This is a genomic window from Algoriphagus sp. AGSA1, from assembly GCF_021390545.1.
Lineage (GTDB): Bacteria > Bacteroidota > Bacteroidia > Cytophagales > Cyclobacteriaceae > Algoriphagus.
The window spans coordinates 136634-158013 of sequence record NZ_JAJUWR010000002.1 but is presented as its reverse complement, the minus strand read 5'-3'; the positions used below and the strand labels follow the sequence as shown (position 1 = coordinate 158013).

At 41.6% G+C, this 21380-nt stretch carries 22 protein-coding genes; 13 read left to right on the top strand and 9 right to left on the bottom strand.

Annotation, left to right across the window (positions count from 1 at the left end):
• Window positions 1-107 precede the first annotated feature (107 nt).
• The 4 genes from LZF95_RS01815 to LZF95_RS01800 all read left to right on the top strand — a co-directional run bounded on the left by LZF95_RS01815 (window position 108) and on the right by LZF95_RS01800 (window position 4707).
• Window positions 108-2783 (top strand): glucosidase, encoded by a 2676-nt coding sequence (locus LZF95_RS01815; protein WP_233753277.1) that lies wholly within the window; start codon window positions 108-110, stop codon window positions 2781-2783.
• Entirely contained in the window at window positions 2758-3360 is a 603-nt protein-coding gene (locus LZF95_RS01810; protein WP_233753369.1) for a ribonuclease HII, read from the top strand. Before LZF95_RS01815 ends, LZF95_RS01810 begins: the two co-directional genes overlap by 26 nt.
• 171 nt (window positions 3361-3531) lie before the next feature.
• Complete coding sequence (locus LZF95_RS01805; RefSeq protein WP_233753276.1) at window positions 3532-4272, top strand: DJ-1/PfpI family protein; 741 nt, start codon at window positions 3532-3534, stop codon at window positions 4270-4272.
• A gap of 105 nt (window positions 4273-4377) precedes the next feature.
• Window positions 4378-4707 carry a multidrug efflux SMR transporter gene (locus LZF95_RS01800; protein ID WP_233753275.1) on the top strand — a complete coding sequence of 110 codons (330 nt, stop codon included), beginning with the start codon at window positions 4378-4380 and terminating at the stop codon, window positions 4705-4707.
• Between the two features lie 57 nt (window positions 4708-4764).
• Here the strand turns inward: LZF95_RS01800 and LZF95_RS01795 are convergent, their stop codons facing one another.
• From LZF95_RS01795 to tsaD, 7 genes are all read right to left on the bottom strand, one after another.
• Window positions 4765-5478 (bottom strand): DUF502 domain-containing protein, encoded by a 714-nt coding sequence (locus LZF95_RS01795; RefSeq protein WP_233753274.1) that lies wholly within the window; start codon window positions 5476-5478, stop codon window positions 4765-4767.
• 80 nt (window positions 5479-5558) lie between these two features.
• Window positions 5559-5723: a DUF1328 domain-containing protein gene (locus tag LZF95_RS01790; RefSeq protein ID WP_233753273.1), complete on the bottom strand. Its 165-nt coding sequence runs from the start codon at window positions 5721-5723 to the stop codon at window positions 5559-5561.
• A 157-nt stretch (window positions 5724-5880) separates the two neighbouring features.
• Window positions 5881-6315, bottom strand: coding sequence for a hypothetical protein (locus LZF95_RS01785; protein WP_233753272.1), 435 nt, complete (start codon window positions 6313-6315; stop codon window positions 5881-5883).
• A gap of 47 nt (window positions 6316-6362) precedes the next feature.
• Window positions 6363-6872 carry an HNH endonuclease gene (locus LZF95_RS01780; RefSeq protein WP_233753271.1) on the bottom strand — a complete coding sequence of 170 codons (510 nt, stop codon included), beginning with the start codon at window positions 6870-6872 and terminating at the stop codon, window positions 6363-6365.
• Between the two features lie 3 nt (window positions 6873-6875).
• A complete protein-coding gene (locus LZF95_RS01775; protein WP_233753270.1) occupies window positions 6876-7673 on the bottom strand; it encodes a hypothetical protein in 798 nt (265 codons plus the stop codon).
• Window positions 7636-8103: an SsrA-binding protein SmpB gene (gene smpB, locus LZF95_RS01770; protein ID WP_233753269.1), complete on the bottom strand. Its 468-nt coding sequence runs from the start codon at window positions 8101-8103 to the stop codon at window positions 7636-7638. The genes LZF95_RS01775 and smpB overlap by 38 nt, the downstream gene beginning before the upstream one ends.
• A gap of 2 nt (window positions 8104-8105) precedes the next feature.
• Complete coding sequence (gene tsaD, locus LZF95_RS01765) at window positions 8106-9119, bottom strand: tRNA (adenosine(37)-N6)-threonylcarbamoyltransferase complex transferase subunit TsaD (protein ID WP_233753268.1); 1014 nt, start codon at window positions 9117-9119, stop codon at window positions 8106-8108.
• 77 nt (window positions 9120-9196) lie between these two features.
• Between tsaD and LZF95_RS01760 the strand changes: the two genes are divergently transcribed.
• The 4 genes from LZF95_RS01760 to LZF95_RS01745 all read left to right on the top strand — a co-directional run bounded on the left by LZF95_RS01760 (window position 9197) and on the right by LZF95_RS01745 (window position 16972).
• On the top strand, window positions 9197-13726 hold the full coding sequence (locus tag LZF95_RS01760; protein ID WP_233753267.1) for a translocation/assembly module TamB domain-containing protein: 4530 nt from the start codon (window positions 9197-9199) through the stop codon (window positions 13724-13726).
• 163 nt (window positions 13727-13889) lie between these two features.
• Window positions 13890-15188 (top strand): deoxyribodipyrimidine photo-lyase, encoded by a 1299-nt coding sequence (locus LZF95_RS01755; protein ID WP_233753266.1) that lies wholly within the window; start codon window positions 13890-13892, stop codon window positions 15186-15188.
• Window positions 15185-16135 carry a Smr/MutS family protein gene (locus LZF95_RS01750; protein ID WP_233753265.1) on the top strand — a complete coding sequence of 317 codons (951 nt, stop codon included), beginning with the start codon at window positions 15185-15187 and terminating at the stop codon, window positions 16133-16135. The genes LZF95_RS01755 and LZF95_RS01750 overlap by 4 nt, the downstream gene beginning before the upstream one ends.
• 3 nt (window positions 16136-16138) lie before the next feature.
• Window positions 16139-16972, top strand: coding sequence for a hypothetical protein (locus tag LZF95_RS01745; protein ID WP_233753264.1), 834 nt, complete (start codon window positions 16139-16141; stop codon window positions 16970-16972).
• 81 nt (window positions 16973-17053) lie between these two features.
• On the opposite strand, the gene LZF95_RS01740 is transcribed toward LZF95_RS01745, so the two are convergent.
• The gene (locus LZF95_RS01740) at window positions 17054-17608 is read right to left on the bottom strand and encodes a hypothetical protein (protein WP_233753263.1); all 555 of its coding nucleotides are present in this window, start codon (window positions 17606-17608) and stop codon (window positions 17054-17056) included.
• A gap of 170 nt (window positions 17609-17778) precedes the next feature.
• Between LZF95_RS01740 and LZF95_RS01735 the strand changes: the two genes are divergently transcribed.
• Window positions 17779-18255 carry an acyl-CoA thioesterase gene (locus tag LZF95_RS01735; RefSeq protein WP_233753258.1) on the top strand — a complete coding sequence of 159 codons (477 nt, stop codon included), beginning with the start codon at window positions 17779-17781 and terminating at the stop codon, window positions 18253-18255.
• Between the two features lie 244 nt (window positions 18256-18499).
• Here LZF95_RS01735 and LZF95_RS01730 read toward each other — a convergent pair whose 3' ends face one another.
• Window positions 18500-18808 carry a nucleotidyltransferase family protein gene (locus LZF95_RS01730; protein ID WP_233753262.1) on the bottom strand — a complete coding sequence of 103 codons (309 nt, stop codon included), beginning with the start codon at window positions 18806-18808 and terminating at the stop codon, window positions 18500-18502.
• A 184-nt stretch (window positions 18809-18992) separates the two neighbouring features.
• Between LZF95_RS01730 and LZF95_RS01725 the strand changes: the two genes are divergently transcribed.
• From LZF95_RS01725 to LZF95_RS01710, 4 genes are all read left to right on the top strand, one after another.
• Entirely contained in the window at window positions 18993-19244 is a 252-nt protein-coding gene (locus tag LZF95_RS01725) for a DUF6364 family protein (RefSeq protein ID WP_233753261.1), read from the top strand.
• Window positions 19245-19655 carry a PIN domain-containing protein gene (locus LZF95_RS01720; RefSeq protein WP_233753260.1) on the top strand — a complete coding sequence of 137 codons (411 nt, stop codon included), beginning with the start codon at window positions 19245-19247 and terminating at the stop codon, window positions 19653-19655.
• 275 nt (window positions 19656-19930) lie between these two features.
• Window positions 19931-20746, top strand: a complete 816-nt coding sequence (locus LZF95_RS01715) for a YoaK family protein (protein ID WP_233753259.1) — start codon at window positions 19931-19933, stop codon at window positions 20744-20746.
• Window positions 20747-20827: 81 nt separating this feature from the next.
• Window positions 20828-21304 carry an acyl-CoA thioesterase gene (locus LZF95_RS01710; RefSeq protein ID WP_233753258.1) on the top strand — a complete coding sequence of 159 codons (477 nt, stop codon included), beginning with the start codon at window positions 20828-20830 and terminating at the stop codon, window positions 21302-21304.
• The last annotated feature ends 76 nt before the right edge of the window (window positions 21305-21380 follow it).

The window sequence follows — 21380 nt, the reverse complement described above, 5'->3', positions numbered from 1 at the left end:
ATTAATAAATCAAAAAAAATCTGGATGAAAACTGAAGTGATCCGGCATTTTCGAGCTATAATAGATAGAATTTGATAATTTCGAAGATTGCCCAAGAGAGATATTACATGTCAGCTGAAAATATACGATTACAAGAAGATAGAAACCGCACCAAGCATTGGAAGAAATGGGGGCCATACCTAACCGAAAGACAATGGGGTACCGTACGCGAGGATTATAGTCCGGATGGCTCTGCCTGGGAAAATGTCACACACGACGATGCCAGAAGTAAAGCCTACCGCTGGGGTGAGGAAGGAATAGGGGGTATATCAGACCACAAACAGAAGTTCTGTCTAGCATGGGCATTCTGGAATGGCAAGGATCCATTTTTGAAAGAACGTCTTTTTGGATTGACCGGAAATCAAGGCAACCATGGAGAAGATGTCAAAGAGATCTATTATTACCTAGACTCCACTCCCACCCATAGCTATATGAAGATGCTGTATAAGTATCCTCAGGCTGAGTTTCCATACCAGAAACTCCTCAAGGAAAACAATAAAAGAAGCAAGTTAGAACCAGAATATGAACTGATTGACACTGGGATATTTGATGAGGATAAATACTTTGACATTTTCATCGAGTATGCCAAAGAAGATGTAGAAGACATCACAGCTGTGGCGACTATTCATAACCGGGGATCTGAAACTGCTAAAATCTGGGTTATACCTACTTTATGGTTTCGCAAGGTCTGGTTTACCGGAAATGAACCCTTTATGCCCAAACTGACCAAATCAGGGGTGAATTCCATTAAAGCCGCCAACCCGAAGGTTGGCAATTATTCTGTAAAGTTTGATGGGAATCCTGAACTCAAGTTTTGTGACAATGAGACAAATAGGGAGCGGATCTACAACATAGGAAACGAGAAGAAGTTCTTGAAAGACGCTATAAATGACTATGTAGTAAATGGGGATTCCAGTCATATCAACCCCGAAAACAAAGGGACGAAGGCCGCTGCGATCTATGAACTATCCATACCTGCCGGAGAAAGCAGACAGGTAAAGCTACGGCTACAGCAGCAAGAAGAAGATCAGGCGCTCGAATTAAGTGACACTTGCCTTGAGCAACGCAAAAAAGAAGCCGATGAGTTTTATGAGGCTGTGCAGGATCGGGTCACCGATCCTGACTTGGTCAATATTCAGCGGCAGGCCTATGCAGGGATGATGTGGTCTAAACAATTTTACTATTATGATGTCGAACGGTGGCTGGAAGGAGACCCAGGAAGATATAAACCTCCATTGACAAGGACAAAAGGCAGGAACAGTAACTGGAGACACCTACAGAATTATGATATCATCTCCATGCCGGACAAGTGGGAATACCCTTGGTACGCAGCATGGGATCTTGCATTCCACTGTATCCCGATCGCTCGTATTGATCCGGAATTCGCCAAGGATCAGCTCCTACTCCTACTGAATGAATGGTACATGCATCCCAATGGCCAGATCCCTGCTTATGAATGGAATTTTTCGGATGTTAACCCTCCCGTACATGCTTATGCAGTTCAACGGGTTTATCAAATCGACAGAAAAGCAAATAACGGTATAGGAGATCATGAATTCCTGGAACGCGCACTTCACAAATTGATGCTCAACTTCACGTGGTGGGTCAACCAGAAAGACAGTGACGGCAAAAACATCTTTGAGGGAGGATTTCTTGGACTGGATAACATATCCGTATTCGACCGTAGCCATGCGCAGAAATACCACGGAAAATTAGAGCAGGCAGATGCCACCTCCTGGATGGCCATGTTTTCGCTCAACTTACTCCGTATTTCTCTTGATCTCTGCGAATACAATACAGTATATCAGTTCACGGCCACCAAATTTTTGGAACATTTCCTTTACATCGCAGGAGCTATGAGCAATATTTCAGAGGAGCACATTTCCCTTTGGGATGATGAGGATAATTTTTTCTATGACGTGTTTCACATACCGGGCAAAGAGCCTAGCAAAATGAAGGTAAGATCGATTGTAGGATTGATCCCTTTGTTTGCCGTAGAACCGATACGTGAAGATCTATTCTCAAAACTTCCTGAGTTTAAGAAAAGGCTGGACTTTTTTCTTCGGGAAAAACCCAAATTAGCTGCGTTGGTATCCAGCTGGATTCAGCCGGGCTACGACAAACGTCGGTTGTTTTCGCTGCTGAGAGGCCATAGAATGAAAAGCGTGCTGCAAAAAATGCTGGATTCTGACGAGTTTTTGAGTGAGTATGGGATCAGATCCCTATCTAAATACCACGAGAATAATCCCTACACTATGAGTATTGGTGAGGAAACTCTTTCCGTAAAATATACGCCTGGTGAATCTGACACGGTGATGTTTGGTGGCAATTCCAATTGGCGGGGGCCTATCTGGTTTCCGATTAATTTTCTTCTTATCGAATCATTGAAGAAATTTGATTTTTACTATGGAGGTGATTTCTCAATTGAATATCCCACAGGTTCAGGCAGATACATGACCATGGACATTATCGCAAAAGAGCTTTCTCTCCGATGCATGCGTATTTTCATGAAAGACAAGAAGGGCAACCGCCCTGTCTATGGAGCCAGTCATAAAAAGTATCAGGAAGATCCTCACTTCAAGGATTACATTCTGTTTTATGAATATTTCCACGGCGACAGTGGAGCGGGATTAGGTGCATCCCACCAGACAGGATGGACAGGATTGGTAGCAGAGATGATCCACAAGTACTACAAAATAAGAGAAGACCAACACCATGATTCTAAAACCCTTTTTAGAAGCTGACAGACTAGAAGCAGGTTGTGATGAGGTGGGACGGGGCTGTCTGGCGGGACCGGTAGTGGCCGCGGCGGTCATCTTGCCTACGGATTACTCCAACCCCTGGATCAATGACTCCAAGAAGCTAGGGAAAGTACAGCGGGAGGATCTCATCCATGAAATAAAAGAAAAAGCCCTGTGCTGGCAGATCGCAGAAGCAAGTGTGCCGGAAATTGACAAGATCAATATCCTTAATGCCTCCTTTCTGGCAATGAGCCGGGCTGTGCTGGGGCTAAAAATAAAACCCGATCATCTGCTGATCGATGGCAACCGCTGGAAATCTGACCTGACTATCCCGCATACCTGTGTAATCAAAGGAGACGGAAAGTATGCCAGTATTGCGGCCGCTTCTATCCTGGCCAAAGTATATAGGGACAGATTGATGGAAAAGCTGTCAGAAGAGTTCCCCTACTACGCCTGGGACAGGAATGCCGGATACCCTACCAAAGCCCACAGAGCAGGTTTAGAGGAATATGGAGATTGCGTCTGGCACAGAAAGAGTTTTAAGTTACTCAAGAACCAATTACCGCTTGAATTACAATAACCTTAATCCAATTTAAAATGGCCTTATCATTCCAATCTCTTAATTTAATGGATTCAAGACCTCTCCCCTGAATATCCCAGCCAAATAAAAAGTAAATCAAGTTCTTAAACCAATTTAACTTTTTCTCCGGGCAAAGCCCGTACTTTTGTAGCGGACAAATAAAATTCAGCTATGAAAAACATCATGTTTTCCTTGTTAATAGCGGTCATGTTTTTTACTGGCTGCAATACCAACGAATCTACAAACGGCTCCCTAACTAAAGCTGATGCCCGTATAGATACCCTCACCACACATTTAAAACCATTTGTAAATGACTTACCTACCATAGGGTTATTAATTTATAATGGAGTGCTCATTACAGAAGTAACAGCCGGTTCTGATGTTTTCACTAAACCAACAGAAGACGGGACACAGCTATTTAATGTCGTTACTATTGCGCAAACCAGCGACCCTATAGTTTCAGAAGAAGGTTTGAAAATCGTACCTGATTATACCTTTTCAACTGCGCCAAAACTTGATGTGTTATTTGTTCCTAGCGCCTACGACATGTACTCCCAAGTCCATAATAATGAACTTGTGAATTTCATCAGAGAAAGAAATAAAGAGACAACATATACTGTAAGTAATTGCGCAGGAGCCCAATTGGTTGGAGCTTCTGGAATCGCTGACGGAAAAAAAATCGTGACATGGATCGGAGGAGGAGAACAACTGCAAAAAGATTATCCAGAGCTTTTGGTACAGGATGAAAACACCCTAAGTTATGTAGAAGACGGGAAATTCCTTTCCTCCAATGGTAATCTGGCCAGTTACATTTCTGCGCTGGAATTAGTGGAAAAAATGACAAGCGTAGAGCATAGAAAATTCGTAGAATCCTATCTATACTTAGACAGACTTCAGAATTGGAAAAAATAATACACATAAAGAAAACCATGCAGGGAAGTGCTCATTTAAGCTGATTCCATCATAGCGCGTTCTATCTTTGATATAAATTTTCAATTCGATTAATATTCAAAATCTATGAACTGGATCCTACTAATTATCGGCGGACTGTTTGAAGTGGGTTTCGCTTCCTGCTTAGGCAAGGCTAAACATGCTACTGGCATAGCGGTATATGGCTGGTACGGAGGGTTTCTTGTTTGCCTGGCTATTAGTATGGTACTGCTGATCAAAGCCACACAGACACTGCCTATCGGCACCGCATATGCGGTTTGGACAGGAATTGGGGCAGTGGGGACTGTGCTTGTAGGGATTTTCGTTTTTAAGGAATCCGTGGAATTCTGGAGAGTATTTTTTCTTATGACCTTGATAGCATCTATTGTAGGGCTAAAATTTGTATCTCCTCATTGATCAAGAATAGCACAAAGCAAATGAGCAGGCTAAAATCAGGTTCTTGAGTATAATTTTCTAATTAGGCAGAGTATCGATAGTATTATCTATATTACTTTTTATGATCTCTTTCTGACTGCCTTGCGGGAGTATTTGGGACAAATCCATGTTCTTTAACATATCTGCCGTCCCTGTTCCCATTCCCATCACTGTGCGCATGGCATCTTGTGTAGAAGCAGTTAAGAAAGTTATTAATTCCTTTGGCACGTGATAGATATTGCCATTCGTAGGATTAGGGGCCGTAGGTACGAAGACAGTATATAACTCTTCCCCGATTTGATCGGTAATAAAGCCTGTCATCATAGTACCTGACCTAAAAGGATCTAATAATACTACTTCCGAGAAAGGTAGCTTTTTCAATCCAACAAATTGATAGACCGTCTGGTGAATCAAATTATACAGTGGTATTTTGGTAAGATATTTTTTCTCAAAATTTTTAAAATAAAACTTGCCTACTTTATTGCGTACCAGTAAGCCGATCAAAAATATAAACACACAAAATATAGCCAGTGAAAGAATATTGATCAGCCAATGTGGATTTTCAGACCCAGGATCTAATGCCGAGCTGAGCGGAGCTACAAAGCCAAAAATAAAATTAAAAACTATAGAAAGTAAAATTAAAACAATAGTAAGTGGGAGCAGGATCAGAAACCCCTGCAATAAACTATCTAATATAATCCCCCTTCTGGACTTTTTCTCTTGCACACTAGGGACTGCTGGTTCTGGGTTCATTTCATTGTCTTTGTTTATAAAAACCGCACATGTGCGAATATGTGCGGCTAAAATTTAACTGTACTTCAAAACCTGATAATTTAGGTTCTCCTCACAAGTTGCATAATCAAGGAAATGACGAGCAAAACCAAGAAAATGTAGAAAATGATCTGGGCTATGGAAGCTGCACCGGCGGCAATACCTCCAAATCCTAAAACGGCTGCGATCAGTGCGATTACTAAGAAAATCAATATCCAGCGTAACATAGTTTTAATTGGTTGATGGTTCGATGAAAATTGTTTCAAAACCATACCAAGAGTATTAAATGGCTCCAAGCGGGGTTTAAGCCATAATTAAGAAAAGTCCGAAGCGCCCCGTGGGGAATATAAACCCCAAATTCAGGATTAACATTTCAATAAATACCTACTTGGTCCGTTCAAAAGTAAGTTTCCCGGATCCAACTTTGGTACTGATGGGTTCCAGTACCAAACGATTGCTGTCCAAGGCTACAATTTTTGCCTGTCTGATTTCAGAGGCAGTGGTAAAAGTGAGGATATCGTCGCTACTGAGTCCGATCTTTGCTTTCAACTGAACCACTTCATGATTTACATAATCCGTATATTTTAGACTATCTCCCTCCACAAACATATACACAGTATTTTCAAGGCGATTTTGGATTTTATACTCAATCCCTTGCCGCATTGCGGAATTTGCGTTCTGGTATTCAGGTGATTTTCTTAACTGGTCTATTGCGTCAAAGTGGACCAGTTGCCAGGTTCCTATAAGTTGCTCAAACTTATACTCTGTGGCCTGGAGCAAAAAGGCCAATAAAAGCGAGGGGATAATCATAAGATACATGACTGAATTCGTACAATTACCCGGCCAAAAAACCACCAAAAAAACTGTCAGGGCAAGACTTTACTGCTCAGAAAAGGCAACCATTCTTCGGCTTGTTTTTCCGCATATTCTGCCAGAAAATATGCTAAGGATGGCTTGAAAGGCTGAGTCTGCAAAACCATTCCTGACTCTTCCGGACTTTTATCGCCTTTCATAACATTGCACCTATGGCAAGCTGTGGTCAGATTGGTCCAGCTGGATTTACCTCCCTTTGACCGGGGCACAACATGGTCAATAGTCAATTGCTTTTTGCTTCCGCAATACTGGCACTCTCCCCTATCTCTTCTGAATAGATTTACACGGTTGAGCAGTACTCCTCGATAAGGTATATTTATGTAGCGATTGAGGCAAATCACTGCCGGATAGTCAAAGCTTCTGCTGACCGTGCGTATTTGTAAAAACTCATACACTGAAAGACAATTTGCCTTTTGAAGAAGCAGAAGGACGATGGCTTTTTGGGGTGAAACCACCGCCACGGGAGAATGATCTAAATTCAATACCAATACCCTCTTTTCCATAGGTTAATTCACTATTGACCGAGTTTCTAACTCCATCTGTTTACCCTTGCCGCTCCGCAACGAAACTTCCCATTCACTTAAGTCCGAAACTTTTATCCTATTGTCCATCCAAAACACTTCTTCAGCCCCAAGATATAAGGCGTACTTGAACTGACTCTTTTTTAACTCCCTGAAAATAAACAAATCGCCCGGCAAAACGAGTTCGGGGTCAATTTTTCTACCTGGTACTTGACCGGATTTCCATGAATACCCCGCAATGTTATAAATCAATTCAAAGCCCTGCCGCTCATCCAACCCAAAAATACTTCTTCCCCCAGCCTGATATGGGGCATTTACATATTTCAGGGCAACATCTATGAGTTGGGATCTATTAGCCTTGATCGCATGGCTACGAACAGATCCGGTAAACCCTATATGATCCTGCCAATTGAACAGTTCCAAATCAGAGAAGTGAAGTCTGCTTCCCGGAAGTAAATAAAGATTGGTACCCAGGTATTCTATCGCAGCGATAGGGCTGGTGACTACCTGAAAGTCTGTATTAAGATACTTTGTATAATCTTCCGGAGGAATCTCCTTGAGTGTGTGGGTAGTGATCCAGCCCTGCAAGCCTGTGTCTTCATGAAGGATCTTGAACCACTGCTGGTCAGATGTCATGGCTATGGTCTGGTAGCATTCCCCAAAAAGCAACTGCGTCACCATAGCCGAATCAAAAGTAGGTCTGCGGTACAGAGGTAAAATTGTTTGCCTGCAGATCCCAAAAGCATCAATCAAAGGCCATTCGCCGGATTTCTCTTTTTGCATCTTTTTCTTTCAGATCCTGTCGTTTATCGTGTGTTTTCTTACCGCGACCTAGTGCGATTTCCATTTTGGCCATCCCGCAGTCATTGATAAATATACGAACAGGAATGATAGTCAGACCTTTTTCCTGAGACTTAGTTTCAAGTTTTTCCAGTTCCTTCTTGCCCAGCAGCAACTTTCTGTCTCTGATCGCCACGTGATTGTAACTCGCGGCCATAGAATAGGGCGCAACATGCATCTGGCGAACATACAGCTCCCCGTCCAGAAAAATACAGAACGCTTCTGTCAAGGACACTTTTCCCTCACGTATGGACTTGATCTCAGTACCTTTCAGCACCATGCCTGCCACATAGGTATCCACAAATTCAAACTGGAAGCTTGCCTTTCTGTTTTTTATATTGATGACCTTGTCAAACTTATTATCCTTAGCCATGCTTAGATTTTCATTTTTGCGAGAGGAGTGACATCCATGGATGAGAATTCTCCTTTCAGGTATTTGTAATGTGCGGCCATGGCAATCATGGCCGCATTGTCCGTACAGTATTCGAATTTAGGGATGTAGAGGTTCCATCCTTTTTTCTCAGCAAGCTGGGTCAAGGCATCCCTCAAGCCGGTATTGGCAGATACCCCTCCGGCAATCGCCACTTCCTTCACTCCATACTTCTTCACGGCTGCCTTCAATTTGATCAAAAGCATTTCCACCAGTGAATACTGTATGCTGGCGCAAAGGTCTGCCAGATTCTCATCAATGAATCCCGGATTCTCTTTCAGCTTATCCCTTAGAAAATACAACACAGCGGTTTTGATTCCGCTAAAGGAATAATTCAACTCTGGCATACGTGTGATCGGAAACTGAAAAGACTTTGGATCCCCTTCTCTGGCATACTTGTCAATAAGAGGGCCTCCCGGATAGGGCAGACCTAAGAGTTTGGCAGTCTTGTCAAAAGCCTCCCCAACAGCATCATCCTGGGTCTCTCCGATCACTTTCATATCCAGGTGATCTTTTACCAGCACCAGCTGCGTATGTCCACCACTCACTGTCAGACAGATGAACGGGAATTCCGGCCTTGGCTCTTCAATAAAGTGCGCCAAAATATGCGCGTTCATATGATTTACTTCGATGAGCGGGATGTTTTGTGCATAAGCCAAGGCCTTTGCGAAGCTCACTCCTACCAGAAGAGACCCCATCAATCCAGGTCCTCTGGTAAAGGCAACAGCCGAAAGCCGGTCCTTTGAAATTCCCGATGACACTATGGCCTCCTGCACCACTGGGACAAGATTTTCCTGGTGCGCGCGGGATGCCAGCTCAGGAACAACCCCTCCATATTTTTCGTGAACGGATTGTGTGGCGACAATATTATTAAGTACTTTGCCGTCAGCTATAACAGCCGCAGAGGTCTCGTCACACGAGGATTCAATTGCTAGAATAAAGATATCGTTGGTACCCATTGGAAAAGAAGGCGAAAGTTACGGATTTTTTGCACAAAGCGTTTCGGGTATTGCTATGGATAGTTTTTTCATTGTTCATGTTTTTTATCGTAGCGGCATTGGGTTTACAGATCACTTGGGTTCAGAATAAGGTAGTCAGTACAGTAACAGGTATCCTGAACAATAATTCAAACTTCCATACAGAAATAGGAAAAATCAAACTGACCTGGTGGGATGCTTTGGAGCTGGATGAGGTCATCATCAGGGATCACCGGGACAGCCTCCTGATCGGAGCTAAAAAAATCCATGCGGACTTCGAATTACTCTCCCTGATACCCCCTGGTATCACCACCATCAACGCTGTGCGGATGGAAAATGCCAAGCTCCACATGCTTACACACGAGGGTGACTCTGCCATGAATATCAATATATGGGTGGAAGAACTCGCCGGAATGTTCAGTACTTCCAAAAAAAGTTCTGGATCAACCCAGCTGAAAATAAACAGGGTAGAATTGAGAAATTCCGAGATTTTTATTGTCAATGAAATTACTGACGCAATCACCAAAGGACTAAACTATAACAAGTTACGTTTTTCTAATATTACACTGAATGCAGATGGCTTCTATCTGGATGGACCTGAAATAGGCGCAGACATAAAAATGCTGACAGGCACAGAATTGACTTCGGGATTTGAGATTCTAGAGCTTAAAACGGATATGATCTATGGGCCGGAGTTTATGGAATTTGATAAATTAAGCCTTAGATCAATTAACAGCCATATCAAAAACTTCCTGCGGTTTGAATACGCCACTCCTGCGGCCTTTTCCAATTTTGGGGAAGAAGTGGTCATCATCACCAATATGGATGAATCCAGAATCGACTTGGGCGACCTTAAACTTTTTGCCCCATCCCTTCCTGATATTGACGATGAGATCTTTCTCTCGGGCAAAGTATCCGGGCCGGTATCTGACATCCGATCTGATGAATTGCTTCTCAGGTTCGGACAGAAAACAGCTATATTCGGAGCCTTCAGACTTCACGGCTTACCTGATATAGAAGACACCTACATCAATCTATCTCTGAAGAATTCAACAATTTTAGCCCAAGATCTCGAACCATACCTACCCGAGGATGTCTCCAGGCAAGTTAATAAATTCAATACCATAAGATTGACTGCCGACTTTGCGGGATATCCAAGAAGATTCGATACGAATGGGACCTTTAAAACATCCATCGGTGACCTGACAGGCAGAGTGAGTTTTGACATGGTGGATGGGCTGCCAACCACCGTATCGAACATCACCACAACCAACCTGAATCTTGGGATCATAGCAGAAAACAGGGAATTGTTTCAGCAAGTCAGTTTGCAGGGCCGTGTAAATACCACCGGCAATTCCCTTGACAACTTATTGATAGATGTGGATGCGGATGTGACACGGTTTGGGTTCAAAAAATATGTTTACAGCAATATACAAACCGACGCTACTTACGGCCGGGATCTCTTCAAAGGAAACATTATCGTAAATGACCCCAACTTAAAAATCAATGCAAACGGTGAGCTCAACCTGAGAGATTCGAAAGATTCGGTAAGCATGAGTATGCAAATTGACACTGCGTTTTTGGACCGATTAAATTTCACGGACAAGGCCGCTTTCATCAGTGGAAATCTGGATATAGATGTAAAAGGGATAAAACTGGACGACATCCAGGGGATAGCCAGATTCCGCGACATCGCTGTAGGCTATCAAGACCGGTTTCTGGATCTAGGGGATTTCAATTTCCAGTCCCTATTCGCTGGAGGCACCCGTACGATGTCCTTGAACTCTGACTACCTAGTTGCGGCAGCTTCAGGACAATTCAACCTGGAACAGATGGGTAGGGATCTCGACATACTACTTCAGCAGTATATCGCCATTATCCTGAATGAAAACCAACCCATGGCGGATCTTGAAAGCAATTTCTCGGAGATCTACAATCTCGATCTCAACCTTCGTCTTATCAACATCAATCCTATAATCCAGCTTTTTGAGCCTGATCTTAGCCTTTCTAAAAACATGGTATTGGAGGGTGCCTTCTATCAAACCCAGGAAAACACAGTCTTTAATTTTTTCACCAGTATAGACACGCTGAAATTCAAAAACAACTCTGCCCAAAACATCAACATTGACTTCAACACTTCGAAACTTATCAATAGTCCGGATATATTAGCCTCTTTCTATGTGTATTCCAAAACCCAACATCTAGGAAAATCACTTCAGTTTACCAACTTTGGCTTGGAGGCCATCTGGGACAAAGATGAGATGAATATTGACTTCAGCTTGGATCAAGACTCCACACAAAGTGCAATGAGGATTGACGCTTCCGTACGCTTTACCAATCAAAATACCCAATTGGCTTTTGCTCCGTCTTCACTGAAGGTGCTAGATCGGGAATGGCAATTTGACTCACTCAATCTGATTACAATCACACCTGGATTGGTTCATGTGGACAATCTGAAGCTTCATAACGAAAACCAATCAATTTCCCTGCAAGGCAAAGCAAGTGACCAGCCGGGCGACCGGTTAAACCTGCTGGTTTCCAATGTCAATATCGACCTGCTCAATACCTTGTTGCCCCAAAATTTTGATGGGATAGCAAATGGTCTGATCTCTATGGAAAATCTTCTCGACAACGCGATGGTGGAGGGCGGGTTCAACTTAAACGATGTGGCCATCAACAAATTCCCCATCGGAGATATAAATGCACAGGCAAACCTGGATCCTGAAAGATTGCAGGTCTCATTGACCAATGTGAGTGACAACAAGGAAACAATTAACCTGGACGGCTATATGCTTATTGAGAACCAGGAATTGCACATGGATGCCACTCTTAATGACGCAAGCCTAATAATTTTAGAACCGTTTTTATCCAATTATGTATCCCAAATGGGTGGAACAGCCTCCGGAGAGATGGGACTGAGTGGCACCCTGTCAAATCCACAACTAAATGGAATGGGGAAACTTACAGATGGGAAACTTACTGTAAATTACCTCAAAACCGCTTATTTACTTAATGGGAATATCCTATTCGAGCCAAGCCAGATTAATTTCCAACAAATGGAAATGCGGGATCTTTTCGGAAATAAGGCATCCCTTACAGGCGGGATCAGTCACCAGGCTTTTGACAACATCAGACTTAACATCAAAGCCGATATGACCAACCTTCAGGTGATGAATACCACAGATAAGGACAATGAGACTTTCTATGGTACCGCATTCGTCACAGGAAGCCTAGAAGTAGTAGGTACTTCCACCAATATGGATATCAATGCACGAGCCACGAGCCGACCAAACACCCGTATTTTTATCCCGCTAAGCAGCACTAGTAATCAGGCGCAGGAAGATTTTATACACATGATCAATATTCAGGACACTGTACGTATCAAGCAGATCGCTGAGGACATAAACAGGCTTGAGATCGAGAATGTCAGAATGAATTTCGTACTGGATATAACTCCCGATGCCTACGCCGAAATAATTATTGACCCCCGCACAGAAGAGGGCATATCGGGGAGGGGGCGTGGTGTGTTGACCATGAACGTAGATACCCAAGGGAATTTCACACTCAATGGGACCTACGAAATCACGGAAGGAATGTATAATTTCTCCCTCTACAATGTGGTAAAAAAACAATTTAGCATCAAACCAGGAGGACGGATAAGCTGGTATGGTGATCCATACTCCGGACTATTGGATATTTCAGCAGAATACACCGAAAGCGTGTCCCTACAACCACTCTTGGTAAACACGGTGTCATCAGACAACCAAAATGCGACAGTCAACCGTAGATACCCGGTGAAGGTCTTGTTGAATATGGACGGACAGCTGCTCTCCCCGAATATCAGTTTTGGATTTGACTTTTCCGAGTTCCCTCCCAGCGGTGATACCCAAACCACCATATCTTCTTTTCAAAATAAAATCGCAAGTGATGAACAGGAGATGAACAGACAGGTTTTCTCTGTAATCATGACACGTTCATTCTCTCCTGAGGGGCAATTTTCAGGTGTTTCCACGATTTCCTCCAGTTTAGGCCAATTGCTTTCTTCACAGCTTAACAGCTTCCTCGGCCAGGTCGATAAGAACCTGGAGGTGGATTTGGATGTGGCCACCCTTGATCAGAATGCGCTGGAAACATTTCAGTTGAGTGTGGCATACACCTTTCTCGACGGTCGCCTACGGGTATCCAGAGACGGGGGATTTACCAATAATCAAGGCAATGCCAACGCATCATCCATCATTGGAGACTGGCAGGCAGAATACATGCTTACCGAGGATGGGGTATATAGAATGAGGGTATTCAACAGAAACAACTTCAATACCTTTACTTCTCTTTCTCTTTCCGAAAATGTAGCCACTTATGGAGTAGCTCTATCGCAAAGTGTCTCATTCAACTCTTTTTCAGAACTTTTCAACAAAATAACCCGAAAGAAAAAAGAGAAGTTAATCATCAATGACCAAGATGATTTTCTTCGCTATCAGTTCCAAAACAAAGAAGAATGGAAACCTATCCAATTGGATAATATAGAAGAAAGGCTTGACTCACTGGACAACGAGCGAAGAATCAGATTACTAAAAGAAGGTGATTTCTAATCTTAGTTACATCAGGAAAGCCAATGGTTTTCCAAGGACTAAAACAACTTGTAGATTCTTTAGAATGACCAATTTAAAAGCAGGGACAAAAAATAAAAGCTGAATTTGATAATGAAGTTCTAAACAATCTTCCTCCTATAGCGATTAGATAAAAAAAAGAATTATGGAAGATGTCAGTATTTTTTGGTTTCGGAGAGACCTGAGATTAGAAGATAATCACGGATTATTCCAAGCGTTGAAAGAGGCGAAAAATGTAATACCACTCTTTATTTTCGATACAAATATCCTTGATAAACTAGAAAATAAAGCTGACGCCAGGGTAGAGTTTATACATAGCCAGATTTCAGAAATCGAAAATGAGCTGTCAAAAAAAGGATCATCCCTTCTGGTCAAAACGGGAGATCCTGAAACAATCTTCAAGGAGCTGCTGACAGCATATAAAATCCAGGCAGTATATACTAATCGGGACTATGAGCCCTACGCAAACAGCCGGGATGAAAAAGTAGGAAGACTATTAAACCAAAATAAAATCCCTTTTCAAAGATTTAAGGACCAGTTAATCTTCGAGCCGGGAGAAATACTGAATGGCTCCGGGGAATTTTATAAAGTGTTCACCCCTTTTAGTAAAACTTGGCTCAGTAAGTTTGATCCTGCAAAAGTAGAGGAATACAAGCCTATGCACTGGAAAAACCTATTGCGGACTTCTACCTTCCAGCTGCCTACTTTGCAGGAAATCGGTTTTGAGAAAAGCAGCATCTCTATTCCTGCCAATTCAGTAAATGAGGCAATCATCTCTCATTATAACGATACAAGGGACTTCTCGGCTAAAAACGGGACCTCCAGATTGGGGGTTCATTTAAGGTTTGGGACTATTTCAATCCGAAAACTCGCAATTAAAGCTTCCGGACTCAACGAAACCTTTCTGAATGAATTGATCTGGCGGGAATTCTACATGATGATCTTGGCATTTAATCCCCATGTAGTTGACCAGGCTTTCAAACCAGCCTATGACCGCATACCGTGGAGAAATAATGAGGAAGAGTTTCAGGCATGGTGTGAGGGAAAAACAGGCTACCCGATTGTGGATGCAGGAATGCGGGAGCTAAACTCCACCGGATACATGCATAATCGTGTACGCATGGTGACAGCATCCTTCCTCACCAAGCATCTGCTGATCGACTGGCGCTGGGGAGAAGCGTACTTCGCGGAGAAGTTATTGGACTATGAGCTGGCCTCTAACAACGGTGGATGGCAGTGGGCTGCAGGCACGGGTACAGATGCCCAGCCATACTTTCGGGTATTCAATCCCAGCTCCCAGCAGGACAAATTTGACAAGAACTGGAAGTACATTAAAAAATGGATTCCTGAAATAAACTCAGATAAGTACCCAAAACCGATCGTAGATCATAAATTTGCAAGGCAACGTGCAATCGACACCTATAAATCAGCCTTGAATCAATGAATATCGGAGACCGAGTAAGATTACTTCATGGAAACGAAGAAGGAATCATCCGCAAGATATCTTCCAGTGGACGGATACAGATAGAAATCGAAGACGGGTTTATCATTCCCGCTTTGAAATCAGAACTGGTTCTCATCCACGAATCTGAGAAGAAACACTTTGGTGATAAGCCAATAGAAGAAAAGGACAATGACACTCCCCTGCCTATTCCCGGCCCAAAAGATCAGGGACTTTACTTGGCTTTTCTGCCTATCAATGACCAGAGCCTCAGCCTCTATTTGATCAATGACAGCCGACAGGCATATTTGGCCCATGCTTCGGAGGTTTTTGGTGACAATCAGCGCACCCTGCTTGCGGGCACATTGAATTCAGGTGAGGCAAAGAAATTCGATGATAGATTGCTGAAAGAGATGGACGAGTGGCCAGGCTTCTTGCTCCGCTTTATCCCGATTCACAATACGCTCGAAAAAGCTAAACCGGCTTTTGAGCGGCAACTCAAGATGAAACCCACACAGTTCTTTAAGCATCTTAGCAAAGCTCCGCGGCTGGACAAAACAGCCTATCTTTTTGCGTTGGAGCAGACTACCAAAGAACTTGACATTCGTGCGCTCAATCAGGAACTGGAACAGATCAGCCCCAAATCTGAAGCTCCAAAGGCCGTAAAGCCTGCAAGATCAATCGATCTACATATAGAAAAGCTGGCCACTGCCCCCAAAGGAATGAGCAACTCAGAAATGCTTCGCATACAGCTGGAGGCTTTTGAAAGGAATCTGGACCAGGCAATAGCTTCAGGAATGGAGGAGATCACCTTCATCCACGGTATCGGCAATGGTGTGCTCCGCAAAGAAATTCACAAGCGACTAAGCCAGCATCAAAATATTAAGTACTTTCAGGATACGCAAAAAGACCAATGGGGCTACGGTGCCACTTTGGTAAGAATCTCCTAATCTATGCAGGCAAAAGTATCTCCTGTCTTTCATCTGTTTGAAATACAGCACCAAGAGGCCAAAGCTCTTTTTTTGGTATTGGGTAAGCAGATCAAGTCCAAGAAGGCGATAGAACTTCTGGGAAAAATGGAATTCCTGGAACTTTACGCCGATTTGATGGCCAAGGTGCATTTTGAAGTAGAAGGATTGAACTTTAATATTTTCTCTGATTTCAAAATGATGAAGAGAAGCCTGAGGAAAATCCATCATTTCAAATTAGCCGAAAAAAACCTGAACGAAAGGGAGCAAATCATGGGCTTCAAATACAACGGCTATAGAATCCACCTTGATAAATATAAAAAACAGCTCTATACCGAGGCATTTGACCTCATGGTGGGAAGTACCTTGAAAAGCTGGGATGATTTTCACGACAAGGCCCTAAAAGCCAGCAGAGGCATCAAGCCACTTACCATCAATACTGCTGTAAATCAGATCATTCAGGAAGAGTTGGAGTTTTTCCAGCTGGACAAAAAAGGCCCGATGGACAGTAAAGCATTGAAGGATACCTTTGAAGGATTGCGTACGATCATTATGCTGGAGAATCTGCTGATTCACTTGGGTTTCAATCCGATTTTTGTCAAATCCATCCATCAGGAAATCGGGGGACTCAAAGACAACCTCAAACCTTGGTATTCCAACCAGCTTTCTCTGCAGTCTCTTACCCATTTCCTCAGAGACAAGCCTGAAGCTGGCAAAAAATATCTGGACTGGCTCAAGGAACTCAAAGAGCATAAGACAAATCTAGCGACCCTAGCTGAGAAGCAGGCACATGAGTTGTTTGAGAAGATTTTGGGGTGATAAATGGGTTCCCGATGGCTATTTCAAAAAACCCTGTCAGACTTTTAGTTTTAGGCACTGTTTTGGTGATTAATTTACCAGTTAATTCTTGCCGATCAGGGTACCATGGTCCAGATTTACTTCAAACTCTCTTTTGTCAACGGTTTTCAGAATTAAAAATGTACTTCCATTTTCAGAAGTCTTGTATTCGTACGGAACATCGGATTGAGCGAGCCACAGATAATGCAATGATGTCTTTTTAAGTTTACGCTTAGCAATAGAAAATGAATTACCATCGAGATCAGCCGCTATTTTGCGACCATATTTATAGATGGTAAGCAGAGGAAACTCCTTGTAAAACCAATTTTCTACATAAGTAAAATATTGACCATCATCAGAAAGTTGGCCTGTGGGTTTACCCGAATAATCGTAATTTGATTCCCATATCAGAGCTTTCCTATTGCTTTCAAGTTTATAAACTTCAATTTTCCAATCCGTTTTCCAGTTGGGTTTATCAACTGTATCGTCGACAGGTGATATAACTGCCTGAAATTGTTTGTTTTGAGAAAGGACTTCAAATGTGCACCAACAAACTCCACTGGCGAAACTGAACTGAGCTATGAATAGTGTCACGACAAAAAAAAATGTTTTTTTCATGCTAAGAATGGTTAGATAATTTCAATCATTCTAAGGTAGAAAATCACCATGATCAATCCAATAGGAACAATAAGTTTGCATGAGGATTATACACCAATTGCAACCTCCAAAAACTCTAAAATCCCCAAAATATCCCTTAGCTTAGCGGACTTTACACACAAATCAAACCTATGGACACCTCACACAAAACCTCATTCCAGTTTATCAGCGAACCTTCGGACATCAACTTTGGTGGCAAAGTCCACGGGGGAGTTGTGATGAAATGGATTGACCAAGCTGCTTATACCTGTGCCCGAACTTGGTCGGAAAGCTACTGTGTAACCGTCTATGTAGGCGGTATCCGCTTCTACAAGCCTATCAATATCGGTGAAGTGATCAAAGTGGATGCCCAGGTGATCTACACGGGAAGTTCAAGCATTCACATTATGGTAGAGGTTTATTCCCGGGATTTTTCTCAAAGGGAATTTGAAAAGAAGACCCACTGTATCATAATTTTTGTATCAGTAGATGAGAATGGTTCCCCAAAAAAGGTAAAACCTTGGATTCCTAAGACAGATCAGGAGAAAAAACTGGAAGAATACGCCATTAAACTAAAGGCACTCAGAGAAGACATTCATAACGAAATGAAGCCTTTCTTTAATGAGTAGTTTAGGAGTTGAAAGTGAGAAGGAGTAAAAGACCTAACTTTCCCAAAGTTTTGAACTTTGGGAAAGTTTTATCCATAAATCACCGAGAAAAACTCGGTGGACTGTGTGGTTTAAAATTCTAAATTTAATAATTTTAGACATATTTGAATTAATTTCTTCGATAAACTCAAATTCATCATTAAATGAAATTAAAATAATTGAGGAAAAATCAATTTTCAATATTTAAGATACGTTTAAGACCTCCTTAGGCGGCATAGAGTTCAATTTTTGTTTTGTCAAGTTCTTCTTTAAACACGGGGATTTTCACCACTCTGTAGGATACTAGATCTATTTCTCTTTGAAATAGATCTTCCAAAGAAGCTTTGAGATTAAAAAATCCACTCCCATGTTCTAAAGGGGAAAGTTTTTCAGATAACAAAACGGCAAAATCAAGATCACTGGATGTTTTGTATGATCCTTTCACGGCAGATCCAAATAGGTAAATATTTGTCACAGCATGCCTTCTGCAAATTGCATTCAGCTCCTTTCTCTTATGTTCTATCAAATCGATCATTACCCAAATATATAAAAAGCTATAATCCGAATTGAAAAACACATTAAAATTGACTTCCAGAGTTTTTAGCCTAATACAGTATACCCGCTTTTAAATACTTGGAAACCTAAAACCCCAAAACACGTGTAATAATACAATGTAGTACACGTGTTATATTTTTTTACTAAATTTGAAAAAAAGGCTTATGAATACCAAACTGACCTTAACCATAGAACAAGATGTAATTCAAAAGGCTAAGAAATACGCAAAAGAGAAGAACCGAAGCCTTTCTGATATCATTGAAAACTACCTTAAAAGCCTAACTCAGGAAAATAAGGAAGTAAATAAACCTAAGCTTACTCCTATCGTCAAATCGCTGAAAGGCTCTTTTAAAATGCCCGAGGACTTTGATTACAAAGAAGAGTTGAAAAAAGCCCTGGAAGAAAAGCATTTATAAATGGACAAGGTACTTATTGACTCGGATGTGATTCTGGATTTTTTCTTTGATCGAGAACCCTTTGCTCAATTTGCCACGGAGATATTTGTTCGTTGTGAGTCGCAGCAACTAATTGGCTACACCACACCCGTCATCATTTCCAACGTCTATTACCTACTGAGTAGAACAGCCAAACATGAGGTAATCATAGGTAAACTGAAACAGCTTTTAAATATTTTGGAGATCACCGCCATGAACAAAGAAGTAGTCATGGCAGCTTTAAATTCTGAATTCAAAGATTTTGAAGATGCTTTACAAAATTGCGCTGCACAGAATCAAGGAGACATTCCAATCCTTTTAACTAGAAATATAAAGGATTATAAGAAAAGTGAACTGGCAGTACTATCTCCAGAAATGTATCTTAAAAAGTAATTCAACCTCAAAAGATGAATTTGCCGGTACAAGGTTTTTCACTTTTAATCATGAATCTTTCCAAAGTTGCTTTAGGAAGGAAGCATCTAACTAGCACATAGACCATCTAGCCAACATATATTAATATCAGCTCCAAATTCAGTAAAGCAGAATCCCAAAATCACGAGCTATTTCAAGCCAAATGAACTTGTGGTACCTGTGCAAGCATCCTCCGAAAATATTTCCTATGCAGAGTTTCTCTGTTTTTTGAGAGAAGAAAACCAAATATAAATTGAATGTTCAGACATCAAGGCAAAAGCAGAACTGTAAAGCATAATCTTCAAATCGCCACTATTTTATCATTTGTAGCCGGAATGGTGAACGTATGCGGATTTTTGGCTTTCTCCCAATTAACCACTAATGTAACTGGACATTTTGCGCTATTTATCAACGATGTTGCCAACCTTGATTTTTGGAGAGGAACAATCTATTTCCTTTATATCTTTTCTTTTCTCCTTGGCTCATTTTTTTCAAGTATTCTAATTGAGACATTTAAAGAAAATGAGAAACTCAATGTATTTGTATTGCCCACACTAATAGAATGTGTGATTTTGGTTTCGATCCCGTTCTTAAGCTATACTTTGGAAATAAAATACATAGACTTAATTGTCTGCTTAATGCTTTTTGCAATGGGACTGCAAAACTCTTTTGTGACAAAAATATCCAATGCTGTAGTAAGAACAACGCACCTCACAGGACTCTTCACGGATTTAGGAATTGATATTTCCCATTTGTTTTTTCCAAAATCATATCCTGAAAGGGAACTATTAAAAACGAATATCCAACTCCGTATCTATATTATTTTATTTTTCTTCGCAGGTGGAATAATTGGGGGATTTCTATATTCCAAAGTTGATCTGAAATTAAACACCTTGATGGTCGGGACTTTAATTTTGATCATAAGTTTATTTTACGATGATCTTCGATATAGATTAATACTAGCCAATAGAAAACATAAACAAAGAAAAAAACGAAAGAAAGCAAAGAACTCTCATGAACCGGGACTGAAAGGAAGAACTATAGGACTTTTAGAAAACCCTCCACAAGAATAATAGGCCATTCAGGATATCCCGACCCCTATAAAACCAAAAAATTTCCCTTAGCTTAGCGGACTTTACACACAAATCAAACCTATGGACACCTCACACAAAACCTCATTCCAGTTTATCAGCGAACCTTCGGACATCAACTTTGGTGGCAAAGTCCACGGGGGAGTTGTGATGAAATGGATTGACCAAGCTGCTTATACCTGTGCCCGAACTTGGTCGGAAAGCTACTGTGTAACCGTCTATGTAGGCGGTATCCGCTTCTACAAGCCTATCAATATCGGTGAAGTGATCAAGGTGGATGCCCAGGTGATCTATACGGGAAGTTCAAGCATTCACATTATGGTAGAGGTTTATTCCCGGGATTTTTCTCAAAGGGAATTTGAAAAGAAGACCCACTGTATCATAATTTTTGTATCAGTAGATGAGAATGGTTCCCCAAAAAAGGTAAAACCTTGGATTCCTAAGACAGATCAGGAGAAAAAACTGGAAGAATACGCCATTAAACTAAAGGCACTCAGAGAAGACATTCATAACGAAATGAAGCCTTTCTTTAATGAGTAGTTTAGGAGTTGAAAGTGAGAAGGAGTAAAAGATCTAACTTTCCCAAAGTTCAAAACTTTGGGAAAGTTTTATCCAT

What these genes read in the sequence shown, in the direction of transcription:
- LZF95_RS01815 (WP_233753277.1), top strand. Translation starts at nt 108, where the DNA reads ATGTCAGCTGAAAATATACGATTACAAGAAGATAGAAACCGCACCAAG.
- LZF95_RS01805 (WP_233753276.1), top strand. Translation starts at nt 3,532, where the DNA reads ATGAAAAACATCATGTTTTCCTTGTTAATAGCGGTCATGTTTTTTACT.
- LZF95_RS01800 (WP_233753275.1), top strand. Translation starts at nt 4,378, where the DNA reads ATGAACTGGATCCTACTAATTATCGGCGGACTGTTTGAAGTGGGTTTC.
- LZF95_RS01795 (WP_233753274.1), bottom strand. Translation starts at nt 5,478, where the DNA reads ATGAACCCAGAACCAGCAGTCCCTAGTGTGCAAGAGAAAAAGTCCAGA.
- LZF95_RS01790 (WP_233753273.1), bottom strand. Translation starts at nt 5,723, where the DNA reads ATGTTACGCTGGATATTGATTTTCTTAGTAATCGCACTGATCGCAGCC.
- LZF95_RS01785 (WP_233753272.1), bottom strand. Translation starts at nt 6,315, where the DNA reads ATGTATCTTATGATTATCCCCTCGCTTTTATTGGCCTTTTTGCTCCAG.
- LZF95_RS01780 (WP_233753271.1), bottom strand. Translation starts at nt 6,872, where the DNA reads ATGGAAAAGAGGGTATTGGTATTGAATTTAGATCATTCTCCCGTGGCG.
- LZF95_RS01775 (WP_233753270.1), bottom strand. Translation starts at nt 7,673, where the DNA reads ATGCAAAAAGAGAAATCCGGCGAATGGCCTTTGATTGATGCTTTTGGG.
- smpB (WP_233753269.1), bottom strand. Translation starts at nt 8,103, where the DNA reads ATGGCTAAGGATAATAAGTTTGACAAGGTCATCAATATAAAAAACAGA.
- tsaD (WP_233753268.1), bottom strand. Translation starts at nt 9,119, where the DNA reads ATGGGTACCAACGATATCTTTATTCTAGCAATTGAATCCTCGTGTGAC.
- LZF95_RS01760 (WP_233753267.1), top strand. Translation starts at nt 9,197, where the DNA reads ATGTTTTTTATCGTAGCGGCATTGGGTTTACAGATCACTTGGGTTCAG.
- LZF95_RS01755 (WP_233753266.1), top strand. Translation starts at nt 13,890, where the DNA reads ATGGAAGATGTCAGTATTTTTTGGTTTCGGAGAGACCTGAGATTAGAA.
- LZF95_RS01750 (WP_233753265.1), top strand. Translation starts at nt 15,185, where the DNA reads ATGAATATCGGAGACCGAGTAAGATTACTTCATGGAAACGAAGAAGGA.
- LZF95_RS01745 (WP_233753264.1), top strand. Translation starts at nt 16,139, where the DNA reads ATGCAGGCAAAAGTATCTCCTGTCTTTCATCTGTTTGAAATACAGCAC.
- LZF95_RS01740 (WP_233753263.1), bottom strand. Translation starts at nt 17,608, where the DNA reads ATGAAAAAAACATTTTTTTTTGTCGTGACACTATTCATAGCTCAGTTC.
- LZF95_RS01735 (WP_233753258.1), top strand. Translation starts at nt 17,779, where the DNA reads ATGGACACCTCACACAAAACCTCATTCCAGTTTATCAGCGAACCTTCG.
- LZF95_RS01730 (WP_233753262.1), bottom strand. Translation starts at nt 18,808, where the DNA reads ATGATCGATTTGATAGAACATAAGAGAAAGGAGCTGAATGCAATTTGC.
- LZF95_RS01725 (WP_233753261.1), top strand. Translation starts at nt 18,993, where the DNA reads ATGAATACCAAACTGACCTTAACCATAGAACAAGATGTAATTCAAAAG.
- LZF95_RS01720 (WP_233753260.1), top strand. Translation starts at nt 19,245, where the DNA reads ATGGACAAGGTACTTATTGACTCGGATGTGATTCTGGATTTTTTCTTT.
- LZF95_RS01715 (WP_233753259.1), top strand. Translation starts at nt 19,931, where the DNA reads ATGTTCAGACATCAAGGCAAAAGCAGAACTGTAAAGCATAATCTTCAA.
- LZF95_RS01710 (WP_233753258.1), top strand. Translation starts at nt 20,828, where the DNA reads ATGGACACCTCACACAAAACCTCATTCCAGTTTATCAGCGAACCTTCG.